Consider the following 23,643-nt stretch of genomic DNA (forward strand, 5'->3'; position numbering starts at 1 on the left):
CTTGAACAAGAGAGTAGCGCATGCTACTTGACTTGTAACATGCGCTCTAAAGAAAGTCTTGCTTTGTCGGCAACGACGGGCGGTACGTAAATCTGCGGCTGCATCGTTTCCAGACATTTGACCAGTTTTTTCAGATTATTTACTTTCATATTCGGACAAACGAGAAACTTGGTGGCAAAATGGAACGTTTTATCCGGGCTGTCTTTGCGCAATTGATACCCGGTTCCGTCTTCGGTCCCCACGATGAACTCTTGGGCCGGCGAGTTTTTGCAGTAGTCCAAAATCGCTGTCGTGCTGCCCACGAAATCGCCCATCTCCACTACTTCCGGACGGCATTCCGGGTGAACGACAAACTCGGCGTTCGGGTATTTGGCCTTCATCTCCACCACATCTTTGACCGTCAGCATGTCGTGCGTATTGCAGTAGCCTTCCCAGATGATCAGCTTCTTGTCCGTATGCTGCTGGACGTAGTGACCGAGGTTTTTGTCCGGCACCCAGATGATTTCGTCGGCGTCGATCGAATTGATGACCTTCACCGCGTTGGACGAAGTGCAGCAGATATCCGTTTCCGCCTTGATTTCCGCCGAGGAATTGATGTACGTCACCACTTTGGCATTCGGGTGCTGCGCTTTCAGCTTCCGCAATCCATCGACGTTCACCATGTCGGCCATCGGGCATCCCGCCCGTTCGTCGGGGATCAGCACCGTTTTGTCCGGCGCCAAAATTTTTGCACTTTCACCCATAAAATGCACCCCGCAGAACACGATCGTTTCCGCGTCGGTTGAAGCTGCCTTTTGGGCCAGCAAAAAGGAATCGCCGCGGAAGTCGGCGACCTCTTGAATTTCATCGCGTTGATAATAATGAGCAAGTATAATTGCATTCCGTTCCTTCTTAAGCTGGAACAGTCTTTCCTTCAGTTCCCGGTTCATTTCCGCTTTCCGCTCCAGCGCTAGAGCCTCCACCCGATTTCCTCCCCCTAGAACGTATCAAATTTCACACGGTGTTTACCAACTAATTTACACAAGCTGAAAGACGCTGTCAATGAGGCAGAGCGCCGAGCATAACGCCGAATCCCAGCGATTTATAAGGCAAATTCACCGTTAAAGGGAAGATTCGTTAAAATTTTAATTTTAAGAAAAACGTCTGTCGGCGTCCTTTAATGGCTCTGACTTCTACATTGGAGCAATTGGAGGGATGGGTACAGGTAGAACCTGGCTTCCCCTTCTTTCATGACCAGAAGCAGCGAGTACCTCGGCCCTTTCCAATTTGTGGACGCTGCTCTAACGGACACCAGCGACCTTATCCGCCCATTTCCCGGGTATTTCCCAACCTAACGGACCCACATGACCCTATTTGGCTCAAAACCCGTTCATCCGGGCCGATTTGAGGTAAATAGCGGCATCTCAGTCCGTTAAAATTTTCGCACCTCTGTTTTTCCGCAGATAAGGTCTCTGGTGTCCTTTAGCCTCTAGCTTCCTCTGCTTCTTCTTCTCCTCCCCTCCCTACCTGCGCATCATCCTCTACCCGCTGGAAATTTTATAATTTCTTATAAAGTTAAAAACCCCCGGGAAACCTTCCGTTTCCCAGGGGGCTGCATGCGTAATGCTAAGTTTACACGGTTGGCGGGTTGCCTCCGTTGTTGTCCGGGCCTTTGTCGGGCTCACCTTCATCGGATTTGCCCGGCGTGTCGCTGACGGTGCCTTGCGGCGCATCGACGACCGGATCGTTGGTGCGATCGTTTGCCGTACCGCTCGGCACATCGTTCGGGATATCCCCGACGATCGGACCGGATGGCGCCGGATCCTCGGTTTTGCCTTGGATGCGGACGCGAACATCTCCGATGTTGTCGACGGTCGCTTCGCCTGGCTCCGCAGGACCGCTGCCATTGCCGCCGTCTTCACCGGTTCCTTCCAGCGAGCCGGTTTCGATCAGCTGCTTGATTTGCTCAAGCTCCAGCGTTTCCACCTCAAGCAGCGTTTCCGCCACAAGGCGAACCTCACGCTCGTGCTCGGTCAGCAGCTTTCTGCATCGTTCATACGATTCGTTGATGAAGCGCTGCATCTCCTGATCGATTTCGTAAGCGATCTGATCGCTGTAGTTCTGCTCGTGCCCGATATCGCGGCCCAGGAACACCTGGCCCTGCGATGTGCCGAACTGCATCGGTCCGAGCTTCTCGCTCATCCCGTATTCGACGATCATGCTGCGCACGATGCTCGTCGCTTGCTGGAAGTCGCTGTATGCTCCGGTGCCGATTTCACCGATGTATATCTCCTCGGATACACGTCCGCCAAGCAATCCGGTGACTTTATCCAGCAGCTCGTTTTTGGTAACGAGCATCCGGTCTTCCTTCGGCAGCATAATGACGTAACCGCCGGCGCGGCCGCGCGGAACAATCGTCACTTTGTGGACCATATCGGCATGCTCCAAATAGTAGCCGACGATCGTATGCCCCGCTTCGTGATAAGCGACGATCCGTTTCTCGCGTTCGCTGATCACGCGGCTGCGTTTCTCCGTACCGACGATGACGCGGTCGATCGCTTCGTCCACTTCGCGCATGGAAATATCTTTGCGGTTCCGCCGTGCCGCAAGGAGCGCCGCTTCGTTCAGCAGGTTCTCCAAATCGGCCCCGGTGAACCCGGTCGTACGTTTCGCGATGACGTCCAGACGGACATCCTTCGTCAGCGGCTTGTTGCGGGCGTGAACCCGCAGCACCGCTTCACGGCCTTTGACGTCCGGACGGTCGACCGTAATCTGCCGGTCAAAACGTCCCGGCCGCAGCAAAGCCGGATCAAGAATATCGGCGCGGTTCGTGGCCGCGATAATAATGATGCCTTCGTTGCCGCCAAAACCGTCCATTTCGACGAGCAATTGGTTCAGCGTCTGCTCGCGTTCGTCATGCCCGCCGCCGAGACCGGCGCCGCGCTGACGGCCCACCGCGTCGATTTCGTCGATAAAGATGATACACGGTGCGTTTTTCTTGGCGTTTTCAAACAAATCCCGTACGCGGGACGCCCCGACCCCAACGAACATTTCCACGAAATCGGAACCGGAAATGCTGAAGAACGGAACGCCGGCCTCGCCGGCCACCGCGCGAGCAAGCAAAGTTTTACCGGTACCCGGAGGGCCCACGAGCAAAACGCCTTTCGGAATCCGCGCGCCCACGGCGGAAAATTTCCGCGGATCCTTCAAAAACTCAACGACTTCAACAAGCTCTTGTTTCTCTTCGTCTGCCCCCGCCACGTCCTCGAACGTGACCTTTTTCTTCTCTTCATTATAGAGACGGGCCCGGCTCTTGCCAAAGTTCATCACTTTGCCGCCGCCGCCCTGCGCCTGGTTAAACAGGAAGAAGAACAAAATGAACATGATCGCAAGCGGTACGATGGAAGTCAGGAAGGTGACCCAGATGCTTTCGCCCCGCATCTTCTCCCATTTCACCTCAAACCCCTTCTGCTCGCTCAGGTCCGTAATTTCCTTCAGGACATTCGTGTCGTAAGGAATATAGAGAGAGAAGTTCTTCGTCTTTTCGTTCCCGACGACATCTCTATACTTACCGGTTACCAGATAAGCGTAACCGTCGAATTTACCGGTGATTTCAGCAACCTTGTTATCCTTGAGCTGCTGGCGCAATTCCGTGTAACTAGGGGTGACGGTTGCTTCTTGTCCGCCGTTGAGGAATTGGACGATGCCCACCACGACTAAGAAAAGTATCAAATAAAAACCAGAATTCCGGATGAACCGACTCATCCCCTACCTCCTCTCAGAACCTTAAGTTATTTTACCATAGCCGCACACGCCATTTCAAAAATCAGGCGAGGTGGTCTTTCGTCCGAAACGGGACGACGAAATTAACTGGTGTAAATTTCCGGCTTCAGTACTCCGATGTATGGGAGGTTGCGGTATTTCTCGGCATAGTCCAGACCGTATCCCACAACAAAAGCGTCCGGCAGAACAAATCCCGATAAATCAGCTTCCAGTTTCACCGTACGCCGAGCGGGTTTGTCAAACAGCGTAACGATTTTCACCGATTTCACTTTCCGCCGTTCCAGCACATCGATCAAATAACTGAGCGTCAGCCCGCTGTCGATAATATCCTCCACGATCAGGATATCCCGCCCTTCGACGGAGTTATCCAAATCCTTGATGATTTTCACTTCACCGGAAGAACGGGTCGAAGCGCCGTAGCTGGAAACCGCCATAAAATCGAGTTCGATCGGCACGGTAATTTCCTTCACCAGATCCGCCATAAAAATAAAGGCCCCTTTAAGTATACAGATCACAAGGGGATTGCGTCCCTCATACTCTGCGCTAAGCTGTTTTCCCAGCTCCTTGACCTTGGCTTCGATCTGTTCCCGGGTAATCAATATTTCCTGAATATCGTTCTGCAAAATAAGTAAACCTCCTACGTTATACTATGAATGCCGGTCTTTCGCTAAACCTTAGGGAGTTGCCAGATTTGCCGATTTAATCCCAAACCATGTGCAACGCCACGGACGTGTGCCGGCTCACTGCGGCATGCGCGGAACGGCGAACGCCGGGAATCCATAATATCCGGCCATCGGCATCCGTCACCAGCGGGATGCGGGAGCGAAGGGATGGAGGTATTTTCTCGTCGATGAAAATATCTTTTACCTTTTTGCTACCGTTTAGTCCCATGACTTTCATCGCGTCTCCCGGGAGCCGGGAACGCACTGTAAGCGGACAGACCAGCTCATCCGCGTCAAATAAAGCTTCATCGTTGCCTGCTGCCTTTGCAATAGCGGTATTCATGCCGGCCGGCAGCCGCGTGATCCGCAGCGTCCGGCCTAAGCCCGGAATCGTCACTTCCGCAGGGAATTGCTCCACTGAATATGTATAGTGAGGAATCTGACTTTCCGCAGCGCCGGAGACAAAACGGATCGTGCCGTACTCGCGCATGGCACGCCAGCCGCCGCCAAGATCAAGGCTCCATGTCGTGGGCCGGTCCTGAACCGCCCCGTTGCGAACCGCTTCAATCTTGATAAAATCGCTTTCTTCCGTGCTTAAAGGCAGATAATTTAATATTAGTTTAATCAACCTCCGTTGTAAAGCGACATGTAAAGAGGCAAAAGGCGCAATTTCGAACAATGCCCCTCCTTTGTCCGCACGGACGATTTCGGCGTAAGCCTTGGAGGCTTCTTGGACCAAAAAATCATCCTCCGCCCCGGCCACCTCGGCCAGCCGGTTCAGCGATACCGCCAACTGATCATTATATTGCCCCAAAAAAGGCAACACATCCAACCGCAGCGAATTTCGCGTATATTCCGTGGACAGGTTGCTGCTGTCGGTCATATATGGGATGCCGGATTCCTCGCAGGCCCGGAGCAAATCCGTCTTGTATATACGCAGCAGCGGACGGATGAGTTCCACATTTTTTTCCCGGCGCTTGAACCGCATTCCCGCCAGCCCCGAAGGACCGCTCCCCCGCAGCAAACGCATGAGGACCGTCTCTGCCTGATCGTCGGCATGGTGGCCCACGGCAATCGATGTTGCCTCGTACCCCACGGCGGTGCGCCGCAGGAACTCGTATCTTTTTTCCCGCGCCGCCAGCTCCAGGCCTTTACCCGATTCCTTCATATAAGTAAGCACGTCGGCATAGCCGAGTTCAAACGGGACGTCAAGCCGCAGCGCCAGCTCCCGGACGAAGTCCGCATCGCGGTCCGCTTCGCTCCCGCGCAGGCCGTGGTTCAAGTGAGCGCAAATCAGCTCCAGCCCCTCGCCTGCGGCAATTTCTTTCATTATATGTAAAAGAGCCGTCGAATCCGCTCCCCCCGACACGGCCACGACGATCCGGTCCCCGCGGGACCACAGCCGTTCCTGCCGCCCGGTGCGCCGAACGAGCTCCACCAGGCGATGCAACGTTCGTTCTTTCATATAAATTCCTTCTCCCATCAAAACCGCAGCGTCAAATATAGCGCGCAAGCCAGTAACGTCAACGAAACCGCAAACGCGCCCACGATCCAGCGCGGCGTGGACGGCCTCGTCTTCCGCCTGGGGCTGAAATTCGCCGAAACCAGCTCTTTCCATTGCCGGCACGCCTCCTGCGTATCCGTAAACTCGCCGTTAATCGCTTTTTGCAGCCAACCGCGATATGAGGCCAGCGCCGGCGTTTGGTTGACGATGGCCAGCAAATCGTGGCGGCTGCGCGTTTGCGGCAGCTGAATGGCCGCTTTTTTGAGCGGCTGCTCGGCCAGCAGGTGGATGCATACAACGGCAAATGAAAACAAGTCGTACGCGGGATCCGCCGACCGGCTCCCCGCATCCCAAAAACCGCGGTCATACCACTCGGTAAACTGCTTAATGCTGTGGCCGATGGCGGTCACGCCGCCGTAATCGATCAGCTCCACCTCGCCGTAGGCTGCGACCAGGACGTTTTCCGGCTTCAGGTCGCCAAACACCCACCCCGAGCCATGCAGGCGCCGCAACTGCTGCAGCAGATTGTAACCGGCGACGTCCAGCCACCGGCTCCCCCGGCGCGCCAGAAAAGCGCTGAGTGGCTCCCCTTGCACATACCGCATCACGTAGAACGGAATCTCCCTGCCCCGGTAAGCAAAGTCGTCCACCTCGACCAGATAAGCAAGATCCCCCTCTGCGGCCCCTCTCCGCCGCCGTTGGCGCTGCAGCGCTTTCAGCACGTTAATTTCCGATTGGATGTCCAGTGTGTCGAAGCCGAGTTTCAGCGCATATAATTTCGTGTTTTTCTCCTGTTTCACCAGGTACACGACGCCATTGGCCCCTTTGCCCAGCAGACGCTGGACCACATAACGGCCGCCCTTCCAGCGGCCGCTGATGCGCGTCCCTTGCGGCAGATTCAGTTTAAACGACGTAGTCTCCGAGAATTCCATCTCTTCCATCCGTCTCCTCGCGCCAAGACTTTCCATGTCCATCCAGTGTACCATATCGCATGAAATCCATCACCTTCAAGATGGCCGGACCGGTTGGCGTCGCCCCCCGCATGACGAGACGCTGAAAAATCGACCGCGCCGTCCCCAAATCGCCGGTCCAATCCACATCAAGAACAGCATCCTCCCCGCCGTGCGCCCCGGGAAAATGAAAAACCGCCAGTTTACTTTCTCCTTTCCTGGCTCCCAGGCTGAGCATCATATCGCGAATCGCCTCTTCCACCGCACGCAGCTTCGGCTTCATGCTGGCGCTGGCATCGATCAGCAAAGCGACCTGCAGCGGGCTGCTCTCGCTGAGCTCGTCGATCACCTCGACGACTTGCGAGCGCGTCTCTGGCGGCAAATCGCCCACCGTTTGATCCCCGAGAATTTGGCGAATCTCCTTATTAACCGCCTGCTGGATCGTTTGCACCACCGTTTTCCGCGTCATCATCTGCATCGTTTGCGCCAGGTTTTCCGTGCCGACGATCCGGCTCATCCCCCCGCCGGCCTTGGCGATTTCGGCGATCTCCACGCTTCCGAGCTCTCCGATCGTCCCGTAATCCACAATCCCGACAACATTGACGGTGATCCCTTCCTGCTTGGCCAGCGCCGCCGCCATCACCGGGCTTTCCCCCACATTGGAGCACCCGTCGGTAATCAGCATAATCTGTTTCATTCCTTATCCCGCCTTCCAAATTATATAAGTTGAACTGTTGATTGTACGGATCAGGGCAGCCGTGTGAAATGTTCTTACGATCGCTGTTGTTCGCTGATTTCTATGATTTTATAGATTCCAACAAGGAAGAAATCTGCTCACAAAGGCGACCAAGCATATGCTTCCGGTGTAGCTTTCTTCCAGAAAGCTTTTAGTTTCTTCAGAATCATTTCACCTCGGTTCAATATTCTAAAATGTGCACTCTTTTAGAATATTGAACACTCTTGCCTAACTTCCGCATTTCTTTAGTTCAACTTATATAGATTCATAGTCTTTCTTTCTAGCATTTCCAGAGAGGCGGAAGTATAAACTGCAAGGAGGAGACAGGGGGGCCACATCTTCGTAAAAAAAGAAAATCGCCTTTTATGATTCTGATTTTTACGTCAGAGCGATTAGAGGGATGGGATAGGGCAGGTTCCTGTGGAATTTACTTTGAAGGTAGAACCTGACTCTAAAGGCGCCATAAACTTCCGGCTTTGAGTTTATTTATACATTATATTACAAGCAGGGAGTGGAGGACGATACTCAGGTTAGGGAGGAGAGGAGTAGAGAAGAGGAGTCTGGATGCTAAAGAACCTCAGAGACCTTATCTGCGGAAAAACGGAGGTTTGAAAAATGTAACGGACACAGATGACCTTATTTACCTCAAATTGGCCCGAATGTGCTGGTTTTAAGCCAAATAGAGTCACGTGTGTCCGTAAGGCTGGGAAATACCCGGGAAATGGGCGGATAAGGTCGCTGGTGTCCGTTAGAGCAGCGTCCATGGATGTAGGCTACACAGTTTGGAAAGAGCCGAGGCACTCGGTGCTTCGGCTCAGGAAAGGTTCTCGGAGTAGAACTGAAGCGGCAAATGGATATTAGTATGGCCCCAAGTTCTGGTTTGGACATGTACAACCTTATCGAGATATAAACTCCCTTTCATCAGACCAGATGACAAGCCACAAAGTGTCCCCCGCCCGCATCGCGGAATTCCGGGACGCGTTCCTTGCATTCGGCGAGGGCAAACGGGCAGCGCGTATGGAATTTACAGCCGGAAGGCGGATTGGCCGGACTCGGGATATCTCCTTTCAAGATGATCCGCTCACGCTTTAATCTCGGGATGGGCAGCGGCACCGCGGACAGCAGCGCTTTGGTGTACGGGTGCAGCGGATGAAGGAACAATTCGTCCCGCGAGGCCGATTCGACCAAGCCGCCAAGGTACATCACGCCGACCTGCGTACAGAGATGCTCGACCACGCTCAAATCGTGGGAAATGAACAGATAGGTAAGCCCCCGGGTCTCCTGCAGCTTGCGGAACAGATTGATGATCTGCGCCTGAATCGACACGTCCAGGGCGGACACCGGTTCATCGGCAATCATTAGCTCGGGATTCAGGATCAGCGCCCGGGCGATCCCGATCCGCTGGCGCTGCCCGCCGGAGAATTCATGGGGATAGCGCTCGATATGATAGGAGGACAAGCCGCACGAAGCGAGCACTTCCAGCACACGGTCGCGGATTTCCGCCTTGGGCAGCAGCCCGTGGTCGAGCAGCGCTTCCCCGATCGCGTCGCCCACCCGAATGCGCGGATTCAGCGATCCGTACGGATCCTGGAAAATCATCTGGAGCTTCGGGCGCAACCGGCGCAGTTCGGCGTCCGGAAGGCCGTACAGGTTAGTGCCTTTGAACAGAATCTCGCCGTCCGTTTTCTCGGTGAGGCGGACGATGCTGCGGCCGACCGTGCTTTTGCCGCTGCCCGATTCCCCAACCAGGCCAAACGTTTCCCCAGCCCGGATCGTGATGCTGATGTCGTCCACCGCTTTAATCTGTCCGGTTGTCCGCTGCAGCAGCCCCGTTTTCACCGGAAAATACTTTTTCAAACGCCGTACCTCCAGCAGCGGTTCAGCCATGAAGCTCTCCCTCCTCATACAGCCAGCAAGCGGCTTTCTGCCCGTCTCCGATCCGCCCTAGCGCCGGTTCCTTCGTCCGGCAAACATCCATGCAATGGGCGCAGCGGTCGTGAAAATAACATGATGGCTTTAGCTCCAGCAGGTTGGGCACCTGCCCTGGGATCGAAAACAGTTCATCCCGGCGCTGTCCCATAATCGGCTTGGACTTCAGCAGTCCTTGCGTGTACGGATGCTTGGGCGACGCGAACAGCCGGTTCACCTCGCCTTCCTCGACGATTTTCCCGGCGTACATAACGACGACATAGTCGGCCATTTCGGCCACGACGCCCAAGTCGTGGGTAATCAGCAGGATCGCCATGTTCGATTCTGCCTTGATCTGCCGCATCATGTCGAGGATCTGCGCCTGGATCGTCACGTCGAGCGCCGTCGTCGGCTCATCGGCGATGAGCAGCTTCGGCCCGCAGGAGATTGCCATCGCGATCATGACCCGTTGCAGCATCCCGCCGCTCAGCTCATGCGGATAATTGTTCATGATCTGCCCGGGCCGGGGGATGCCGACCTGCTCGATCAGCTCCACAGCGCGCCGGCGGGCTTCCTTCTTGCTCAGCTTCAGATGCAGGGCCATCGGCTCGATCATTTGCTCCCCGATTGTCAGGACTGGGTTGAGCGAAGACATTGGCTCCTGAAAAATCATCGCGATCTCATGGCCCCGAATCGTTCGCATATGGTGCTTGTCGAGAGACAGCAATTCGGTATCCCCGAATTTGATTTTCCCGCCGATTTCGACGCCGGCCTCTTGCAGCAGGCCCATAACCGACATCGCCGTCACGCTTTTGCCGCAGCCGGACTCGCCGACGATGCAGACGGTTTCCCCTGGCAATATCCGCAGGCTCACCTGGTCAACCGCCTTGATCGTTCCTTCTTCCGTCGTAAAATGCGTACTCAGTCGCTCTATCTCCAGCAAAGCTGACATTTATCGTTCACCTACCTGTTCATTTTGGGGTCCAGCACATCGCGCAAACCGTCGCCGAACAGATTGATGGCGATGACGGTGGCGAAAATCGACAACCCCGGCGGAATCCACAGCCAGGGATGCTGCTGGAAGTCGATCATATTGTTGGCGGCGTCGATCATGTTGCCCCAGGTGGGCGTCGGCGGCATGACGCCAAGCCCGAAGAAGCTCAGCACCGATTCGCTCAAAATCGCCCCGCCGATGTTCAGCGTCGCCATAACGATGATCAGCGGAATGAGATTCGGCAGCAGGTGGCGGATCAGCTTACGCCGGTCGCGCAGTCCCAGCACTACCGCCGCCTGCATGAATTCCCGCTCCCGCAGGCTGAGCATCTGGCCGCGGATCATCCGCGCTAGCCCCGGCCAGTTGACCAGGCTGAGCATCAGCATAACGATGTACATGCGGTAATCGGTCGGCACCTTCCATTCCGACAGCAGCGCGCCGGAGATGAACAGCAGCGGCAAACCTGGGATCGTCAGCAGCAGGTCGGCCAGCCGCATGATGATCTGGTCGACGATGCCGCGGTAATACCCGGCGATAGCTCCGAGCAGCGTGCCGAGGAACACGGACAACACCATCGAGGCCAAGCCGACGGTCAGCGAAATGCGGCCCGCCTGCAGCACCCGGACGAGCACGTCCCGGCCCAGCTTGTCGGTGCCCAGCCAATGCTGCCAGCTCGGCGGCTTGTTCATGAACGCCATGTTGATTTTGTTGTCAGCGTAAGGCGAAAACAGCGGTCCTAAGAAACAGGCGATAAACATGAAGGCGACGACAACGAAACCGGACACGGCCAGTTTATTGCGAAGCAGCCGACGCAGCGACTGCCGCCACAGCGACGGCTGCTTGAGTGCGGAAGCGGGGACGGCCGCTTGGCCCGGCTGCGATATTTTTTCCTGGAATAAGGTCATTTCACTTAGCCCCCTTAATGCAGCCGGACGCGCGGATCGGCGACGCGGTACAGCAGATCCGACAGCAGCGTTCCGATGACGGTCAAAATCGCAATCAGCATCGTAAAGCCCATCAGCAGCGGATAATCTCTAAGCGAAAAAGAGGACATATACAGTTGCCCGATGCCCGGCCAGTTGAAAATCTTCTCAATGATCAGCGAACCGCCGAACAAGGCGGGCAGTTCGAAGCCGACCAGCGTGATCGCCGGCAGCAGCGCGTTGCGCAGGGCGTGTCGGTAGAGCACCTTGCTCTCTTTCAGCCCTTTGGCACGGGCGGTCCGGATGTAATCCTGCTTGATGACGTCGATCATGTTGGTGCGGAAATAACGCGTCAGCGAACCGACGCCCAAAATGGTCATAACGATCACCGGCAGTGTCATATGATGGATCACTTCCTTGACATAAGCCAGTCCGGTGGCGTTGCTGCCGGTCGTAATCATGCCGCCCGGCGGCAGCCATTTGAAGTCGACGGCGAGAATCTTGATCAGAAACAGGCCGATGAAAAACGACGGCAGCGACATCGCGGCAAAAATCAGCAACAGCACCAACGTATCAAACCAGGAATACTGCTTGTAGGCTGAAACGACGCCAACGACGACCGCGATGAACCAGGTCAGAAACGTCGACACCGCCGCCAGCAGGAACGAATTCCAGATGTAGTCGTTGAACAGTGCCAGCACTGGCTTTTGCTGGGCCAGCGAGTAGCCGAAGTCGCCGTGGAAGGCGTTTTTCATCCAAACGGCGTACCGTTCCAGGACCGGCTTGTTCAAGCCGTAGATTTCCCGCAGCTCGGCCTTCCGCTCCGGCGTCAGCTTGATGTTGCCGCTGATGAAGTCGCCGGGCGTCAGCGCGTACAAGCAGAAGATCAGCAGCGAGGCGGCGAGCAGGATCGCCGCCATGTAAATCAATCGTTTGGCGATATATGTGCTCATTGCTCTTATTGCAGCGTCCAGTTCGGCAGACTGGAGGACAGGCCGGTAAACGGGCTGACGGACAGATTTTGAATGCGGCCGTTATAGGCGTATACGGTCTTTTTGTTTCATCCTTCTCCCTCCCATTTGCCTGAAAACAGATCGTGGCTTATCATACTCTTAAATTCCGATAAGATAACTCGACTATATGCTTTTACCATTATACGGATGACAATTTGTTCTGTAAATAGAGAACTTATTTGTTTTTCTTTATTCAGAGAATTTCAAAATATAACTGCAAAATAAAAAAACAGGCCGATCATGGTGGTGTTTGACCATAATCGACCTGCCCGTAAGGGCCGGCTCTTCTTCTTTGGGAAAAACAGAGACATTTTGGAGATCAAAATCAGGCTACCTAAGCGACTCCTGACTGAGAAAAACATAAGGATAAAAAACGTCGCTATTTCGGCGATATTCGTCCATTTGAGAGAAATAGAGGAAATTTATGTCGTTATTTTTTAGGATCGCAAAAAAATACCCGCTTTCCGGACCATTCTTGGAAAATAAGTCCATAAAATGCCGCTAATGGGGATGAACATGCTAAGCACCGGATAATAAGTGCATAAAATGCCGCTATTTTAAAGGCCGGCGGTTCGTTGCAAAAAGTCTAACGGTTGTGATCGACGCTATTGGGGTAAAAACGAGCGGATTCAAAATGTAACGGTTGCCAGCGAGCCTATTCCCGCTTTAATTGCAGTAATGGGGCGGTTTCGCCTAAATAAGCGCGAATACAACCGTTAGCGCAGAAAATGTCCCGGATTGCCTGATCAGTCGAGATCATTCGAGATTAACCGTAAGTTAAGCGCCGATTTCCCGAGGTTGAGCTCCTTTTGCCGTTTTACCGTCACTTTTGCGGCCTAATATAATCAACCAGCTTCCGGTGCATCACATCCAGCATCTCCGCACGCAGGCTGTATTCGGTGACCGTCTCTCCCTCGAAGTGGGCCCGGAGGAAGCCGCCGCTACGCAGCTTGGACACGTGATCGTGCGTTATCCCTTTCGACAATTGCAAATGGCGGACAATTTCGGTAAACGTTCGCGGGCCCTCGCTTAAGTAACGGAGGATTTTCAGCCGGCTTTGCTCACCGAGCGCCCGGATCATGCGGTATTCCTGCGGCGGAAAATCCGTTTCCTCGGCGAAGTAGATTCGCGCCGCATAATGGCATAACGTTACCTTACCAAAGTGATAAATGACGTTCATCGGCTGAAAATGATACTGCGGCACCAGCACCAGTTGCTCCAGCCCTTCCTTCGGTGCAAACGCCAGCCCATTGGTCGTCTGTTCAACAAACGCCAACGGGTCGGCGGCACCGTCCAGTTCCGCTCTGCGATGTCCGGCTTCCGCCCGCAGCGCGCCCGGCACCGCCGGATCCAGCCGGCGGAAATACTGCTCGTTCCACATGGACAACACCTCGAGCGTCCGTGAGCGGTAAAGCCCCATATCCTTGGGGAACTGCTGGGTGTATCCGGCGGTCAGCTCATATAAATCGCCCGGTGTCTTGGCCTCCAGCCAAGCGAGGAAGGCTTCCGGCGCCAGTCCGTCCGGACACAGATAGGTCAGCAGGTAGGTGATTTTCCAATCGCTGTCGACTTCCATCTCGTTCAGCATGAAGGCGAACTCGGGCGTCAGAAGGTTTAAAGTTTCCTTGACCCAGGCCGGGGCAAGGTCGATTTTTTTATGCGACTTGCGGCAAATAATTGTATGTAGACTGCTCAATAGCTCATACCGGGGTTCAAATGTTATGTTCACGCGGTAATCCAATTCCACACGCCCCTTTCTCTCTCTATTATAGCGTGCTTCCCCCCAATTCAGGCAAAACATCAAATCAAGCAACACAACAATTCGAGTAAGAAAAACGTCTGATGGCATCCTTTAATGGCTCTGACTTCTACTTTGGACGTTACTCTAACGGACACCAACGACCTTATCCGCCCATTTCCCGGGTATTTCAAAGCCTAACGGACACAGGCGACCCTATTTCGCTCTAAACCCATTCATCCTGGGCGTTTTGTGGTAAATAACGTCATCTGTGTCCGTTACATTTTGCAAACCTCCGTTTTTCCGAAAATAACGGCTCTGGTGTCCCTTAGCCCCCAAATTTCTCTTCTTCTCCCCTCTCTACCTGCGCATCGTCCTCTACCATGACCGAAATTTTATAAATTATAAGGTCAAAAAAAAGAACCTGAGGTTCTCACCTCAAGTCCTCCCCTAACTGACTGTACGCGGCCTTTCCAACCGGCTGATCCCGGGGATGTGCAGTGTGGACCACTGCGGCCGCAAATGGTCGACGGTGGCCACCGCGACGGTCATGTCGTCGTGGATGACGTTTTTCTGATAGCGGATGACCGATTCAAGCAGACAATCGGCGATTTCCTGCGGATCGTCGGCCCCGATCTCCTGGATCAGCCGCTTGATCCACAGCTCTTTGTTCACGGCCGGTCCAGGCGCATCGTAAATGCCGTCAGTCATCATGATCAGCGTATCGCCGGGATACAGCTGCACCGTCACCAGATCGACCTCGATGTCCTGGATAATCCCAATCGGCAGGTTGCTCGCCGAAACTGGGATCACCTCCTTCCCGCGTTTGATAAAGCTTGGGGAGGACCCAATCTTCATAAAGATCGTACGCGCCGTATATTGGTCGATCAGCGCCATATCCACCGTGGCGTACACCTCGTCCGGCGAGCGCAGCATCAGGATCGAGTTAACCGATTTGATCGCCAACGTCTCCTCCATGCCCGACTGCAGCAGCTGTTCGAGAATGCTGAGCGCCGTGCTGCTTTCCAGACGCGCCCGCTCCCCGTTGCCCATGCCATCGCTGATGGCTACCGCATAGGTGCCGTTGCCCAGCTCCTTGGCGCTGAAGCTGTCGCCGGACAGCAAATCGCCCCCTTTTGCCGTGCCGGCCACCCCGGTCGTAATTTCAAACGCTTTGGCCGAACCGAACGTAACGGTCGCAAGCCCCTCTTTTCCCCCGTGCATCGTCTCGTTTATCACCGCGATATGCTCGCCCAAGATATCTGACAGCAGCGGAGCAATAATTTTCCGGCATTCATCAAACCCGCGCGTGTAAGCATGCACGATTTCGATCTCCACGTTGCCGTGATCCAAATTGACGATATCAATGCTGTGGATCGACAAGCCCATTTTTTCCAAAGCCTCGCGGATTTGCTCCTCCTGCCGGTACATGGCTTGTCCTTCCCGCTTGATTTCCTTCGCCAGGTCCTCCATCACCTGGGACACCCCGGACAATTGCTCGGCCACCAGCTGCCGGCTGTCGTATATTTGCTGTTTCCAGTGCATATCATGTTGGTAGAGTTCATATTCCCGCTTCATCACGTCCAGCACCTGGTCGGTTTTGACGCAAAGCTTGCCCCACCGCGGCGGCAGCTCGTCCGAAAGAATGTCCGGCTTCTCTTCAATGGCCGTCATCATCTCCGTCATCAATTTATAGGTCTGATAAAATTTGCCGTCCCAGCACGTGCCACGGCGGTAACAGGTGGCGCAAGCTCCTTCCGTTACGGCATTCATGAAATGGTCGATTTCCTCGCCGCGCTTGGCGATTTCACCCGAACTGGAAACTTGGCCAAAGCTTCGGGACAGCTGCTTAAAGACTTGGGAGAACTGCGCCACCCGCTCGGCCGTAATGTCGCGCACCCGCTTGGCATATTCATGCTGCGTTTTCACATGCTCCTGCGTGCCGGGAACATATTTGGCGATCATATTCACCGTTTTTTTGGGGGTCAAAAGAAACAGCAGTACCGCAGCGCAGCTCTCCCAAGTCGAGGACATGACGTCCGCAGGTCCGGCAATGTAAATAGAAAGAATCGAGGAACCGAGCAGCATGCCGAAGCCGACGGCCCATTTTCGCCCTTCCCGCATCATGCCGGCGAGCATGCCGGAAAAGGCCAGTAAGCTCATTTGATAGAGCGCCGACGTATCGGCCAAGCTTAAGATAAGCCCGGTTATGACGCCAACCGACGCGCCAAGCGGAGCGCCGCCCACGAAAGCGAACAGCAGAATCAAATAGCGGGACAGCACGTGCTCAGCGGACAACCCGGAAATTTCCCATCCGACCGTGCCGGTCATAACCGAGGCAAGCAGGATGACGAGACATAAAATTTCCTCGCCCCGCAGGTGGTAGTGTCTTTTGCGGTAGGTAAAGACGGGGACCGCCTGGATAAATACCAGCGTGAGTACGAAACTGAGCAGCGCGTCCATCACGGTCATCGTCAGCGCGTACCAGGTCAGCGACGGCCCGATGACCGCACCGAACAGTCCGACGAAAAACGTGCTTGTAAACACCATGATCGGCGCATAGGAAATGTCCGCCCGCTCAAACGCTTCCAGTCCTTTTTGCAGCAAATAAAAAATGAGCAGCTCCACCGCAATCTGGGCGGCATGCACCTGTGCTCCCGGCGTGAACATGGCCCCCGCCACCATCACCGCCGCCGTTACCATAGCTATGTCCCGCCGCATGAACACCATGACAGCAAAAAAAGCAACCGCGAACGGCGCCAGCTCGTCCAATATCGTCGCCCGCCCCAGCAGGAAACTCATCAGGATCAGCAGCCCGTTCCATTTGCTCGCCGCAAGAAAACGAGCGGCCCGCCCAATGACCGGCAGATTTAAAATTTCGTTCCACCACGCCTCTTTATTCCACGCCTTTTCCTTTTTCAATCCTGGAAACAGAGTGACATTCCACTTGTTCAACATCCTGGCACCGCCTTTTCCAAATTTGTAAGGTATGTCCCATTATAGGAGCGCGGAAGCGGAAAGTTTGTCAGATACCGGAGGAGCGTCCAAAGAAATTTCCGACAAATTGAGAGGGGTTTACGAAACGGCGCGAATGCAGGCCCGCCATGGCGATGGTTGCCCCGAAGCGTCCCTATGTTCGCATGGACTTTGCAATGCGGACGCCGCCAAGGGAGCATAATCCTCGTAAAATTGCGTAAGAACCTGTCGGCAAAAGCGGACAGCCGACAAAACCTCCTTTGCTCCAGCAAAAGCTACGGATTCGCCGGGGATGGCCGCAAAAAAGCGCACAAAAAACCGCAGGCGCTGATCACCTGCGGTGGGTCTGAAGTTTTTGATCACTTTAGGGTTACATTCGTTTGGCACCGCGTCCGCCGCGTTTGCCTTCCGTGTTCTTCTTGAGCGATGAAATCCGCTCCTCGCTGTCCTTAAGGAATCGAGATACTTTGTCTTCGAAGGAAGATTTGTTGGCTGGGGGCTTGAAAGAGCGTCCTCCACGGTCCCGATTGAATCCGCCGCCCGGACGGTCTCCGTCTCTTCCGCTTGGCCGATCCGGTCTTGGTGCGCGAGGCGGTCTGGCCTCTACCGGTTTGTCAACAGCCTGTTTGATGGAAAGTCCGATCTTACCGTCCTTATCGACATTGATTACCTTGACGGTAACCGTGTCGCCAATCTTCAGATGATCGTTAACGTCTTTAACGTAATTGTCGGCGATCTCCGAGATGTGAACGAGACCCGTGACACCTCCTGACAGATCCACAAATGCTCCGAAATGCGTGATGCCTGTCACTTTTCCCTCTAACTTGGTGCCCACTTCAATTGCCATAAAATAAAATGATCCTCCCTTAAAAATATACAGCCAGGCCTCGAAATTCATGACTGCGGTGATTTGATTATACCGAATGACTGAAACAAGGTCAACAGACGTATATCCCGCATGGGGTCAGTTATTTCCGGTTTCGGATTCCGATACCCTAACCGGAATTTCCCCGGGTTTATACAGCCCGTATTTCTTCATGGCAATTTGACCGATATATTCGGGGTCCTTCAGACGGTTCACTTCATATTTAAGCTGGTTCAAACTTTCTTCAGTTTGCTCCTTGGAGGCCTGCGTCTTGGCAAGCTGCTGCGACTTTCCGCCGATCTCTTCGGATTGGGAAATATACGTATACGCCGCCCAGCCGAGGAATACGATCATAAAACCTAGCCACAACCGGAGCCGCCGCCGTCCCCCGACGCTTCCGGGTTTTTGAGAATTCCGAGGATTTTTTGACATCTTTGGATTTGTCGTAACCGCACGCATCAGGGACACCTCCTTAAAGCATCACTCTTTGATAAACCAGCGTAACAAACGCATAATACGTTTCTTCCAGGCATCCAGCCAACTCCTAAGTCTGCTCAGCCCTTCCGGGATCCGTAGCCGCTTCCACATAGGCCTGAAGGCCCAGGCAATTATCTTCCATAACGGCAGCAGCGTGATCCGCCCGAGAAACAGCAGCACGATCCAGACAAAACCGAACAGAAGCTTGGCTCCTTTAAACAACCAACGGAGCGGAGCAATGATGAACAGCTGGATAATCCTTACGATAAATCGGTAAATTTGGGTAGTTATCCATATTAACATTAACACAAATCGTTCCGTTAGAACACTAAGGAGCAAAAAATAAATCCAAATACCTAGAAACAACCCGAGAAAAACATAGAACCTTAGTTCCCCGTGGTTGCTGTGGTATAACATGCGGAATACAAACAAGGCGGCTGCCGCCCAATACACCAGGTCAAGGGCATGGACGCTCCAGCGGGGAAAACGGAATTGTCCCGAGACGACGCGATAGCTGTCAAAGACGATCCCCATAATCCCCCCGGAGGCAAACATCCATAGAAGGGTTACCCACTGCGTTTCCAGGTTCATCGGAACAGTTTGCCGAGCAAACCCTTGCCGGACGGATGAGAGCCCTGTTCCAAATACGACAAAGTGTTGACCAGGCCTTCAATGCTGACAAGCCCTTGCTCGAGGTTCAGGTTTTTAATATGTAAATTTTGTCCGCGGATCGTCAAATGCCCTAATTCGGTCTGCAGCAGAAACTCCTCATTGTCGAAGCTTTCCACATTGAGGACTCCCGAAATCTCCAGCAGCTTGCGATTCATTAAATGCAGCTCCTGGTGTTTTCCTTTCATTTGTTCGACCATGGCATGTACCCCTCCTTCTTACCAATAGCTTATGGACGAATTGTCGGCTTTAGAACCGGATAACTTCACAAGACTTCAACCTGATTTCAACATGCTTAAGTGACTTTCTTTACAGGATTTGGCAGGCTGTTTTTTTACGATAATTACGGATGCAATAAAAGCGGCTTTTGGAGGCGAATCCTGATGGAGCAAGATAGCAAAGAAGGGGCCGAACATGAGGGAAAATACCGCTGGGAATCCGATCCCCTTGGCAAAAAAGCGATTCCCGCGGACGTTTATTACGGGATTCATACGGCGCGGGCCATGGACAATTTTCCGGTCAGCGGAAGGCCGGTCAACCGCCGCCTGATCGCGGCGCTCGTGCTGGTGAAAAAAGCGGCCGCCGCCGTAAACGGCAAGCTGGGCCTGATTCCGGCGGGAGTGGCGGAAGCGATCGTTTGGGCGTGCGACGAAATCACCGCAGGCGCGCTGCAGGACCAGTTTACGGTTGACGCGCTGCAGGGCGGGGCGGGCACCTCCACCAACATGAACGTCAACGAGGTTGTGGCCAATCTGGCCATCGAACGGCTTGGCGGGCAAAAAGGCGACTACGGGCTGGTTCATCCGCTAAATCACGTCAATTGCTGCCAGTCGACCAACGACGTGTACCCGACCGCGCTGCGCATCGCCGCGATCCGGCTGCTGCGCCCGCTCAGCGAGGCTTACGCCTCCTTGCAGGAAGCGCTGCAGGAGAAGGAGCGGGAATTCGCGGACACGCTCAAGCTGGGCCGCACGCAGCTGATGGACGCCCTGCCGATGATGGCCGGACAAGGGTTCGGCGCCTATGCCAAAGCGGCCGCGCGCGACCGGTGGCGGTTGTACAAGGCGGAGGAGCGGCTGCGCGAGATTCCGCTCGGCGGCACCGCCATCGGGACGGGGCTTGGGGCTCCGCGGTCATACAGCTGCCAGGTCGCGGAGATGCTGCGGGATTTGTCGGGGCTGGGTCTCGCCCAAAGCGAATATCCAATGGACCTGACGCAAAATTGGGACGTCTTTGTCGAGGTGTCCGGCCTGCTGAAGGCGGCGGCCGTCACCCTGCTCAAAATCGCCGGCGATTTACGTTTGCTGGCCTCCGGCCCGGCCGGCGGCATCGGCGAGTACGTGCTGCCCGCCGTTCAGGCCGGCTCCTCGATCATGCCGGGCAAGGTCAACCCGGTCATGGCCGAGATGGCCGGGCTGACCGCCATGCGGGTGATCGCGAACGATGCGGCGATCACCCTGGCGGCCGCCGGCGGCCAGCTCGAACTCAACGCGTTTGGCCCGCTGATCGCCGATTCCCTGTTGGAATCGCTGGAGACCCTGCAGCGTGCCGTGGAGCTGTTCGAGCGGCGCTGTGTGCGCGGGATCGCCGTGAACGAGGCGGCGTGCCGCGCGCATTTGCAGCGCTCCACCGTGCTGGCGACAGCCCTCGTCCCCCATTTGGGGTACGAGCTTGCCGCCGAAATCGCGGGTGAGGCCAGCCGGGAAGGCAAAACCGTGGAGCAGGCCGCCCTGGAACGCGGGCTGCTGACCGCCGAGCAAGCGGCCCGGATTCTGAACCCGCTTGAAGTGACCAAGCCGGGGATTCCCGGCAAATAGAAGGAGGAACGCGAGATGAGCTTAAACGCTACGCCGCGCGGAGAGCGGACGCATATTACGGTGTTGGGACGGACGAATGCCGGAAAATCCAGTGTGGTTAACGCCATGACGGGTCAGGATATTTCCGTGGTGTCCCCGGTTCGGGGGACGACAACCGATCCGGTATATAAAGCGATGGAACTGCTCCCGCTGGGACCGGTCGTGCTGGCCGACACCGCCGGACTCGATGACGAGGGCCTGCTCGGCGGACTGCGCAAGCAAAAAACGCGGGAACTGATAGAGCGCACCGATCTCGCTTTGCTGGTGATCGATGCGGCGGAGGCCCTGCTGACAGGAGCCGATGGTTTTTATCCGGACCTGCTCGCTGAGTTGAAGAAGAAAAACATTCCGGTGGTCGGGGTGCTGAATAAAATCGACACCATCGATGAGGTGGATAGGGCGCGGGCCCGGGTGAAGGGACAATTGGGGCTGGAGTGCGTACCGTTCAGCGCCACGGCGGGGACGGGCGTGACCGAGCTTACGAAAGCGATCACGGGCGCGCTCCCTCACGATGACGACCGTTTCCGGATTGTCGGCGACCTGCTCTCCCCCGGTGACGTCGTTGTGCTGGTCGTGCCGATCGACAAGGCCGCCCCTAAAGGCCGGCTGATTTTGCCGCAGCAGCAGACGATCCGCGATATTTTGGAGAGCGACGCCATCGCCGTCGTAACCAAGGAGCATGAGCTGCGGGCAACGTTGGAGCGATTGAAGGGCAACCCGCGGATGGTCATCACTGACTCGCAGGTTTTTCTTAAAGTGGCTGCTGATACCCCAAAAGAAGTGCCGCTGACCTCGTTTTCCATTTTGTTCGCCCGCCATAAAGGCGATTTGGGCGAGCTGGTCAAAGGCGCGCGGGCCGTCGAAAATCTGCGCGACGGGGATCATGTGCTGATCGCGGAAGCCTGCACCCACCATCGGCAGTCCGACGACATCGGCTCCGTCAAAATTCCGCGTTGGCTGCGCCAGGTGACGGGGAAACAGCTGCATATCGAGCAATTCTCCGGCCATAGTTACCCGCCGGACCTGACCCGCTATGCGCTGATCGTCCACTGCGGCGCCTGCATGCTGAACCGCCGCGACATGCTGCATCGCCTCGACGAGGCCCGAGCCGCCGGCGTGCCGATCGTCAACTACGGCGTATTGATCGCCTACATCCACGGCGTGTTCCCGCGGGCGATCGAGCTGTTCCCCTCCGCCATGATGGCGTGGGAGGAGTCGGCGGTTTTGTAGGTGCGAACCCATACTTTAGGCGCGTGTTAGGTTCGTGCGCGGGGAAGGGATGGACAATGGGGGCACGCGTATAGGGGATGGGAAATGGGCGTACGCCTCCGCTGACGGAAATAGCGGTAATTTGGGGTGTTATTCCGGGACCTGCCCTCTCCCCGCGCAAAATAGCGGAGCTTTTCGGCCCTATTTGGCGATCAAGCCTGGAAATGACCCTCTTTATCGTCATGTTGCTAAAATAACGCCAAAAAATCCCCCTATTTCTGCAGAACTCCCTTTTTTGGCGAGAATAGAGACCTTTTTTACCGTTATTTTCCCCAACCCGGGTAATAAGAAAGACGCCTGACGGCGTCCTTTTTATTCTAGCTCAATTAATGGCTCTGACTTCTACTTTGTACGCTGCTCTAACGGACACCAGTGACCTTATCCGCCCATTTCCCGGGTATTTCCCAGCCTAACGGACACACATGACCCTATTTCACTCTAAACCTGTTCATCCAGGCCGATTTGAGGTAAATAAGGGCATGTGTGTCCGTTACATTTTGCAATCCTCCGTTTTTCCGAAAATAACGGCGCTGGTGTCCCTTAGCACCCACGCCCCTCTTCTCCTTCTCTCTCTACCTGCGCTTCGCCTTCTACCTTGCCCGAAATTTTATAAATTCTAAAGGTTAAAAAAAAAGCATGCCCCGCCTAAACGGGACATGCTCATGGCCTACCGCGAATCAGGTCCAATCCAGACCGTTATCCTTCGCGATCGGCTCTTCCTTAATCAAGGTATACAAGGTCGCAGCTTCATCCTTGCGAGTTGTTTCGGCCAGGCGTTCAACGCGGACGGTAACCAGCTTTTGGCCGAACTGCACCGTAATTTCGTCGCCCACCTTTACTGTGCTGCTCGGTTTGGATTCGCGTCCGTTGATGAGAACTCTTCCTTGTTCGGAGACATCTTTTGCAACCGTACGCCGCTTAATTAACCGTGATACCTTCAGGAATTTATCAAGACGCATTATTTTACAGCTTCTTTAAGTTTGTTGCCCGCTTTGAATGCCGGAACATTGGATGCCGGGATTTCAATCGTTTTGCCCGTTTGCGGGTTACGGCCCGTGCGGCCGGAACGTTTGCGGGTTTCGAACGTGCCGAAGCCGATCAATTGTACTTTGTCTCCGCCAGCAAGAGCTTCCGTGATTTCACCGAGAAAACCGTTCAATACGGATTCCACGTCTTTTTTCGTCAAACCGCTTTTGCTGGAAATGTTGTTGATCAGATCTGTTTTGTTCATTAATAATGCCTCCCAATAAATAAAAAAATAGGTGATACCTTGGCACTACAGGCAAAAGGCCTGCCCTTAAGCCATAACGATATCTTTGTAACAGTATTCTTGCTTCGTAT

The 23,643-nt window shown here is 54.8% G+C and carries 20 protein-coding genes; 2 read left to right on the top strand and 18 right to left on the bottom strand.

The genetic code is table 11. From position 1 onward, the window contains the following. Positions 1–23 precede the first annotated feature (23 nt). From nadA to yabP, 16 genes are all read right to left on the bottom strand, one after another. Positions 24–962 (bottom strand): quinolinate synthase NadA, encoded by a 939-nt coding sequence (gene nadA, locus ACLD72_RS29565; RefSeq protein ID WP_411002781.1) that lies wholly within the window; start codon positions 960–962, stop codon positions 24–26. Positions 963–1,611: 649 nt separating this feature from the next. After that, the gene (ftsH, locus tag ACLD72_RS29570; protein ID WP_411002780.1) at positions 1,612–3,744 is read right to left on the bottom strand and encodes an ATP-dependent zinc metalloprotease FtsH; all 2,133 of its coding nucleotides are present in this window, start codon (positions 3,742–3,744) and stop codon (positions 1,612–1,614) included. A 101-nt stretch (positions 3,745–3,845) separates the two neighbouring features. After that, entirely contained in the window at positions 3,846–4,385 is a 540-nt protein-coding gene (gene hpt, locus ACLD72_RS29575; RefSeq protein WP_036618088.1) for a hypoxanthine phosphoribosyltransferase, read from the bottom strand. A gap of 76 nt (positions 4,386–4,461) precedes the next feature. Beyond that, positions 4,462–5,889, bottom strand: a complete 1,428-nt coding sequence (gene tilS / locus ACLD72_RS29580; protein ID WP_411002794.1) for a tRNA lysidine(34) synthetase TilS — start codon at positions 5,887–5,889, stop codon at positions 4,462–4,464. Between the two features lie 17 nt (positions 5,890–5,906). After that, positions 5,907–6,860, bottom strand: coding sequence for a serine/threonine protein kinase (locus ACLD72_RS29585; protein WP_411002793.1), 954 nt, complete (start codon positions 6,858–6,860; stop codon positions 5,907–5,909). Then, a complete protein-coding gene (locus ACLD72_RS29590; protein ID WP_411002779.1) occupies positions 6,832–7,575 on the bottom strand; it encodes a hypothetical protein in 744 nt (247 codons plus the stop codon). Before ACLD72_RS29590 ends, ACLD72_RS29585 begins: the two co-directional genes overlap by 29 nt. Positions 7,576–8,535: 960 nt before the next feature. After that, positions 8,536–9,501, bottom strand: a complete 966-nt coding sequence (locus tag ACLD72_RS29595) for an ABC transporter ATP-binding protein (protein ID WP_411002778.1) — start codon at positions 9,499–9,501, stop codon at positions 8,536–8,538. Further along, on the bottom strand, positions 9,494–10,474 hold the full coding sequence (locus tag ACLD72_RS29600; protein ID WP_411002777.1) for an ABC transporter ATP-binding protein: 981 nt from the start codon (positions 10,472–10,474) through the stop codon (positions 9,494–9,496). Before ACLD72_RS29600 ends, ACLD72_RS29595 begins: the two co-directional genes overlap by 8 nt. 11 nt (positions 10,475–10,485) lie before the next feature. Continuing rightward, positions 10,486–11,421 carry an oligopeptide ABC transporter permease gene (opp4C, locus tag ACLD72_RS29605; protein ID WP_411002776.1) on the bottom strand — a complete coding sequence of 312 codons (936 nt, stop codon included), beginning with the start codon at positions 11,419–11,421 and terminating at the stop codon, positions 10,486–10,488. A 14-nt stretch (positions 11,422–11,435) separates the two neighbouring features. After that, positions 11,436–12,392, bottom strand: a complete 957-nt coding sequence (locus ACLD72_RS29610; RefSeq protein ID WP_411002775.1) for an ABC transporter permease — start codon at positions 12,390–12,392, stop codon at positions 11,436–11,438. Positions 12,393–13,275: 883 nt separating this feature from the next. After that, complete coding sequence (locus ACLD72_RS29615; RefSeq protein ID WP_458476464.1) at positions 13,276–14,181, bottom strand: ArsR/SmtB family transcription factor; 906 nt, start codon at positions 14,179–14,181, stop codon at positions 13,276–13,278. A 459-nt stretch (positions 14,182–14,640) separates the two neighbouring features. Then, positions 14,641–17,148: a stage II sporulation protein E gene (gene spoIIE / locus ACLD72_RS29620; protein ID WP_411002773.1), complete on the bottom strand. Its 2,508-nt coding sequence runs from the start codon at positions 17,146–17,148 to the stop codon at positions 14,641–14,643. Between the two features lie 388 nt (positions 17,149–17,536). Further along, a complete protein-coding gene (locus ACLD72_RS29625) occupies positions 17,537–18,013 on the bottom strand; it encodes a S1 domain-containing RNA-binding protein (RefSeq protein ID WP_128630921.1) in 477 nt (158 codons plus the stop codon). 117 nt (positions 18,014–18,130) lie between these two features. Next, the gene (locus ACLD72_RS29630; RefSeq protein ID WP_458476466.1) at positions 18,131–18,463 is read right to left on the bottom strand and encodes an FtsB family cell division protein; all 333 of its coding nucleotides are present in this window, start codon (positions 18,461–18,463) and stop codon (positions 18,131–18,133) included. Between the two features lie 48 nt (positions 18,464–18,511). After that, positions 18,512–19,099, bottom strand: a complete 588-nt coding sequence (gene yabQ / locus ACLD72_RS29635) for a spore cortex biosynthesis protein YabQ (protein WP_411002771.1) — start codon at positions 19,097–19,099, stop codon at positions 18,512–18,514. Beyond that, on the bottom strand, positions 19,096–19,377 hold the full coding sequence (gene yabP / locus ACLD72_RS29640) for a sporulation protein YabP (protein WP_251596961.1): 282 nt from the start codon (positions 19,375–19,377) through the stop codon (positions 19,096–19,098). The genes yabQ and yabP overlap by 4 nt, the downstream gene beginning before the upstream one ends. A gap of 183 nt (positions 19,378–19,560) precedes the next feature. Here yabP and ACLD72_RS29645 point away from each other — a divergent pair, with 183 nt between their 5' ends. After that, the gene (locus ACLD72_RS29645; RefSeq protein WP_458476469.1) at positions 19,561–20,994 is read left to right on the top strand and encodes an aspartate ammonia-lyase; all 1,434 of its coding nucleotides are present in this window, start codon (positions 19,561–19,563) and stop codon (positions 20,992–20,994) included. A gap of 15 nt (positions 20,995–21,009) precedes the next feature. After that, the gene (gene hydF / locus ACLD72_RS29650) at positions 21,010–22,263 is read left to right on the top strand and encodes a [FeFe] hydrogenase H-cluster maturation GTPase HydF (protein ID WP_411002770.1); all 1,254 of its coding nucleotides are present in this window, start codon (positions 21,010–21,012) and stop codon (positions 22,261–22,263) included. 716 nt (positions 22,264–22,979) lie between these two features. On the opposite strand, the gene ACLD72_RS29655 is transcribed toward hydF, so the two are convergent. Together ACLD72_RS29655 and ACLD72_RS29660 are read right to left on the bottom strand one after the other, a co-directional pair. Continuing rightward, positions 22,980–23,261, bottom strand: a complete 282-nt coding sequence (locus ACLD72_RS29655) for an RNA-binding S4 domain-containing protein (RefSeq protein WP_128630914.1) — start codon at positions 23,259–23,261, stop codon at positions 22,980–22,982. After that, positions 23,261–23,533 (bottom strand): HU family DNA-binding protein, encoded by a 273-nt coding sequence (locus ACLD72_RS29660; RefSeq protein ID WP_018753532.1) that lies wholly within the window; start codon positions 23,531–23,533, stop codon positions 23,261–23,263. The genes ACLD72_RS29655 and ACLD72_RS29660 overlap by 1 nt, the downstream gene beginning before the upstream one ends. Positions 23,534–23,643: the final 110 nt, after the last annotated feature.

The organism is Paenibacillus lacisediminis (assembly GCF_046567315.2).

What these genes read in the sequence shown, in the direction of transcription:
- ACLD72_RS29645 (WP_458476469.1), top strand. Translation starts at nt 19,561, where the DNA reads ATGGAGCAAGATAGCAAAGAAGGGGCCGAACATGAGGGAAAATACCGC.
- spoIIE (WP_411002773.1), bottom strand. Translation starts at nt 17,148, where the DNA reads ATGTTGAACAAGTGGAATGTCACTCTGTTTCCAGGATTGAAAAAGGAA.
- opp4C (WP_411002776.1), bottom strand. Translation starts at nt 11,421, where the DNA reads ATGACCTTATTCCAGGAAAAAATATCGCAGCCGGGCCAAGCGGCCGTC.
- ftsH (WP_411002780.1), bottom strand. Translation starts at nt 3,744, where the DNA reads ATGAGTCGGTTCATCCGGAATTCTGGTTTTTATTTGATACTTTTCTTA.
- ACLD72_RS29660 (WP_018753532.1), bottom strand. Translation starts at nt 23,533, where the DNA reads ATGAACAAAACAGATCTGATCAACAACATTTCCAGCAAAAGCGGTTTG.
- ACLD72_RS29590 (WP_411002779.1), bottom strand. Translation starts at nt 7,575, where the DNA reads ATGAAACAGATTATGCTGATTACCGACGGGTGCTCCAATGTGGGGGAA.
- ACLD72_RS29600 (WP_411002777.1), bottom strand. Translation starts at nt 10,474, where the DNA reads ATGTCAGCTTTGCTGGAGATAGAGCGACTGAGTACGCATTTTACGACG.
- hydF (WP_411002770.1), top strand. Translation starts at nt 21,010, where the DNA reads ATGAGCTTAAACGCTACGCCGCGCGGAGAGCGGACGCATATTACGGTG.
- ACLD72_RS29595 (WP_411002778.1), bottom strand. Translation starts at nt 9,501, where the DNA reads ATGGCTGAACCGCTGCTGGAGGTACGGCGTTTGAAAAAGTATTTTCCG.
- yabQ (WP_411002771.1), bottom strand. Translation starts at nt 19,099, where the DNA reads ATGAACCTGGAAACGCAGTGGGTAACCCTTCTATGGATGTTTGCCTCC.
- yabP (WP_251596961.1), bottom strand. Translation starts at nt 19,377, where the DNA reads ATGGTCGAACAAATGAAAGGAAAACACCAGGAGCTGCATTTAATGAAT.
- ACLD72_RS29655 (WP_128630914.1), bottom strand. Translation starts at nt 23,261, where the DNA reads ATGCGTCTTGATAAATTCCTGAAGGTATCACGGTTAATTAAGCGGCGT.
- ACLD72_RS29630 (WP_458476466.1), bottom strand. Translation starts at nt 18,463, where the DNA reads ATGTCAAAAAATCCTCGGAATTCTCAAAAACCCGGAAGCGTCGGGGGA.
- ACLD72_RS29625 (WP_128630921.1), bottom strand. Translation starts at nt 18,013, where the DNA reads ATGGCAATTGAAGTGGGCACCAAGTTAGAGGGAAAAGTGACAGGCATC.
- tilS (WP_411002794.1), bottom strand. Translation starts at nt 5,889, where the DNA reads ATGAAAGAACGAACGTTGCATCGCCTGGTGGAGCTCGTTCGGCGCACC.
- ACLD72_RS29585 (WP_411002793.1), bottom strand. Translation starts at nt 6,860, where the DNA reads ATGGAATTCTCGGAGACTACGTCGTTTAAACTGAATCTGCCGCAAGGG.
- ACLD72_RS29610 (WP_411002775.1), bottom strand. Translation starts at nt 12,392, where the DNA reads ATGAGCACATATATCGCCAAACGATTGATTTACATGGCGGCGATCCTG.